The sequence below is a fragment of the uncultured Paraglaciecola sp. genome (assembly GCF_913058035.1).
In the GTDB taxonomy this organism is placed as follows: Bacteria; Pseudomonadota; Gammaproteobacteria; order Enterobacterales; family Alteromonadaceae; genus Paraglaciecola.
In genome coordinates, this window is the sequence record NZ_CAJXPA010000261.1 from 1 (window position 1) to 4,501 (window position 4,501).

Sequence of the window (4,501 nt, forward strand, 5' to 3'; positions counted from 1 at the left end):
TTGTTTTTCAGCAAGAGACTCAGCGTCAGAGGCGTTGGCTATTATTTTTAGTCCGTCTCTTAACCATTGGATTGTTGCTCCAGCAATAAAGATACTACCTTCTAGTGCGTATGTTGGCTTACCATTTAATCTGTAAGCAATAGTTGTGAGCAATCTATGGCTGGACTTTAATGCCACGTTCCCCGTATTAACCATCATAAAACATCCGGTACCGTAGGTACTTTTTGCCATTCCTTTTTCGAAACAGGTTTGACCAAAAAGAGCAGCTTGTTGATCACCTGCCATACCATTGATGGGGATTACAGTTCCAAACAAGCGTTCTTCTGTTGCGCCAAAATCATCGGATGAGTCTTTAACCTCGGGTAAAAGAGATGCAGGGATATCAAATAATTCAAGTAGCTCTTGATCCCACTGCTGAGTATGGATGTTAAATATCATCGTTCTTGATGCATTAGTCGCTTCTGTCTTATGCTCTTTGCCACCCGTAAGCTTCCATAAAAGGTAGGTATCCACTGTACCAAAAGCCAATTCGCCTCGGTTTGCTTTTTCTCTTGCACCGGCCACCGAATCGAGTATCCATTTAATCTTCGTTGCAGAAAAGTAGGGGTCGAGCAATAAACCTGTCTTGTTACTTATTTTTTCTTCATAGCCAGCGTCTGCAAGTTCTTTACAATAGGTACTGGTTCTTCTGTCTTGCCACACGATTGCTCGGTATACAGGTGTGCCTGTTTTTCGATCCCAAATCAAGGTGGTTTCACGCTGGTTAGTGATACCAATTGTTCTGATTTTTGAAGTAGAAAAGTCCGTTTTTTTAAGCACACGTTTTACTGTTCTCAGTACCGTTTGCCAAATATCTTCGGGTTCGTGTTCAACCCAACCATCTTTTGGGAAGTGTTGACTGAACTCTTCTTGTGCAATCTCAGTCGGTTTGCCCTCGCTATCAAAAATGATGGCTCGAGAACTAGATGTTCCTTGATCTATCGCTAAAATATAATCTTTCATGTAAATCAAACAGGCCTAATGTTGCATTATGTTCACTATTTGTTTTATATCATACAAAACAAACATTTGACAACTTTTTAACATTAGATTGATTCGAAGCGTTTCAAAATATGCTAATGTACGGATAAATGTGAACAATAGCGTTCACTTCACTTGTAACACCTGTTTTTGAAAAAAAGGGTTAATGTAATGATTCAGCACCATAGATATGAAGCAATATTGGAGATGATAAATGAAAAAAGCTTCGTTTCGATTGAGAAACTAGCACAACATTTTAACGTCACTCATCAAACCATTAGGCGGGATTTAAACGAGCTTTCTGAGCAACGAAAGATAGTTCGCCATCACGGGGGGGCAGGGACGATATCTAGCACCACTAATACTGCTTATCAGGCAAGAAAAATAATGGATCTTTCCGCTAAACAAAAAATAGCTGAACGCCTAGTCCAAGATATCCCTAATGGCGCTTCTTTATTTATTAATATTGGTACGACGACAGAAACTATAGCCCAAGCCTTACTAGGTCATAGTGATTTGCAAATTGTAACCAATAACCTACATGTAGCAGCAATACTAGGTTCCAAAAAAGATTTCTCGGTGATCGTCGCTGGCGGTGAGGTGCGGCATAGGGATGGGGGCGTTATCGGTGAAGCCACTGAAAGCTTTATTAGAAATTTCCGAATGGATTATGGCATTATCGGAATAAGTGGTATTGATACCGATGGCTCTTTGTTAGATTTTGATTATCGAGAGGTACGAGTTGCCCAGGCAATTATTGAAAATTCGAGAGAAGTACTATTGGCAGCTGACGGAACCAAATTTGGTCGTCGCGCGATGGTCAGTTTAGCAAACATAAGTCAGGCAAACCGTTTCTATACCGATCTTGAACCGCCTGACCCTATAAAAAAAATCCTCACAGACAATAAAGTTTCCCTGCATTTAGTTTAATCCTTTGCACCTGACTAATCAGAACTTGATAGCACCTGTTTTTTAACCAATAGTGGTAATTTGACCAAAGATAACAATCATTATCTTATATTTTTTTTGGACAGCAACAACATGCATGTTGCCGTTTTACCCGTCATTTTTTTGGTATTAACGCTCCTTCTTAACCAGCAAAAATTAGCTATTTATTAGTCGACGGCTGTTTTAAGATTATCTGTTGCCAAGGCTGGTGGGTCATTGAATATTTTGTAATCGCTAATCCAGAATCGCTCATCTGAAACAGCTGGTTTGAAAATAGAATTTCTGCGCAGGATATCATTGTGCTTTTGATAACCTGTATTAACCAGCTTCTTTCAGAGTCGCTTCATTGACTAAATGATTGGCATTTCAACCTTTATTGCTGCGGGATGTGGTCGCTATTGATGGTAAGACGTCATATGGTTTTAACAATAGTCACCACAGTCAAAAACCATTCCATGGGCAGTGCCCTAATAGGGTACTGAAAACGATATTAAAGTCTTGGCACAGGTTCGCCATAACTATTGCCACCCTACTGGTGTTACTTGAGGCAGATCTCGAGCAATAAAAGTATCGAGAATACCGTATGCATAGCGTCACTTCCCTTTTAGAAGATCAAACTGAGAGGCCAAACCTAAGTACTGTAGTGATTGCTGTACATTAGCGCCGAGCAAAAAGTGCTAAAGCGCCACTTAAGTATGCTTATCACATCACATCAGACCAACCGAACTGAATAGTCGGACTTTTACTAACTCCGTCTGTTGTCACTGAATATGTGAAGATAGCCCCTATTTAATATAGCAAAGCGCTCTGTGACTTAAACACTGTTTTGTATGCCCCGCTCATCCCAATTTTATGAATCAGTTCATTAACTTAACCTTACCCACTCGCAATAAGATCTATCAAAACACCTTCGTTTCAGCGACTACATGTTAGGCGAAATCTGCTGTGTTGACTCTATATACTCTTGCAGTTTAGCTTGCGCTTCGTCTTCTCCAAATAGAATGTTGCAGGCTTCCTTTAATCCAGAAGCGGCAAGAATATCTTCCCTACGTACAACCAATGAAATTTTTGAACGGCGACGTAAAAAGTCCTCTAACTTAGTCACCATTTCTCGTTCAGCAGCATGCTCGATTTCTACTCGCAAATATTCAGAGTTTTCGATAAGAAGTTCAGCTTTTTCAGGATTTTCACGAATTTTTTCCAACATATTAATGGCATTTCTACCGTAACGTCGCCAAAAACGCTTGGTTAGCGGTTCTGTCGATGTTGGAGGGGTTAAGTCATCAAAGTTCATTAGCTGTGCACGGTGCATAAACTCATTTTTAACCGTTTCGTCTGGTTCGCCGTACCACTTGTAATCTTGGTATGGAAGTTCAATGCCGAATCCTTTAATCAATTCAGCTACTTCATCACCTACATTAATACAATCAGTTAACTTGCCACCAAATATAGATAGATACTTTTGTTCACTGTTGGTATCAATGGCATGTTTTCGTGATAACTGAACCCAATCAGCCTTGCCACCAGTGCCTTTAATGGCTAAAGGTCTAACACCACATCGTTCTGCTATTACATCCTCTTGGGTTAGAGGTTTGTCTAAAACCAGTAACTTATTGACGTTATCTAATACAAATTGACGATCTTCTGCGGTTACTATCGTGTTGGGATCTTCAACTTGCGTATCTGTGGTGCCAATACAGGTTTTTGGTCCCATAGGAATAACAAAAAACAATCTGCCATCATCAGCAAAGAAAGCGAGCACCTTATTACTATCTGTAATCTTATCGACAATAAGATGAATGCCTTTTGAGAACAAATGTTTATGCTTTGTAGTTTGCTCATTGACTACATTAATTGGATCAACAAAAGGTCCTGCAGCATTGATGATGACCTTAGAACGAACTTCAAACTGTTTGTTGGACATCTCGTCTTTGGCTTTTGTTACCCAGACCTCACCTTCACGAGTTGAACCTTCAGATCTGACATAGTTGGCAGCGATACAGCCATAACTCATACTGGAACGAATAAAGTTAAAAACAAAGCGTGCGTCATTATCAAGTAAGAAGCTATCTGAGTACTCGAACCCGGCATTAACATTAGATGTGTCGACCACTGCTTCTGAGGCTTTAATTTTGTTCGCACTGAGATATTGAGGAAATTGCGTAAAAAATCTGCCCATCAGCCAGTAAACTAATGTACCCATATAGATGAAAAAGGGTGGAAATCTAAAACCCTTCTGGATACTGGTAAAGAATCGAATTTCCTTTACGGTCGAAGGATAGCTGCGCATCAAATGATTCCTGCTTTTACATAATTTATTTACCAAGCCGTATTCATGGCTTTCTAAATATTTGATACCGCCCCATGCCAAATTCGACGAATTTGAACTAGTAAACCCAGCAAAATCACCTTTATCAATGAGTGCTACCTTCACCCCTTTTGCGGCTAGCGCAGCCGCTGATACCGCGCCATTGATACCTCCACCAATGATCACTACGTCAAATACACCATGGGCACGTTTTCCACAATTATT

Annotated in this window: 3 protein-coding genes; 1 reads left to right on the forward strand and 2 read right to left on the reverse strand. The window is 40.1% G+C overall.

Annotated elements, in window-relative coordinates; translation table 11 throughout:
- Positions 1-1,002, reverse strand: a 1,002-nt coding sequence (gene glpK / locus QZ562_RS19800) for a glycerol kinase GlpK (RefSeq protein ID WP_293764136.1), incomplete at its 3' end; no start/stop codon positions are given.
- 189 nt (positions 1,003-1,191) lie between these two features.
- Between glpK and QZ562_RS19805 the strand changes: the two genes are divergently transcribed.
- Positions 1,192-1,950, forward strand: a complete 759-nt coding sequence (locus QZ562_RS19805; protein ID WP_293764139.1) for a DeoR/GlpR family transcriptional regulator — start codon at positions 1,192-1,194, stop codon at positions 1,948-1,950.
- A 940-nt stretch (positions 1,951-2,890) separates the two neighbouring features.
- Here QZ562_RS19805 and QZ562_RS19810 read toward each other — a convergent pair.
- Positions 2,891-4,462: an FAD-dependent oxidoreductase gene (locus QZ562_RS19810; RefSeq protein ID WP_293764141.1), complete on the reverse strand. Its 1,572-nt coding sequence runs from the start codon at positions 4,460-4,462 to the stop codon at positions 2,891-2,893.
- Positions 4,463-4,501 lie beyond the last annotated feature (39 nt).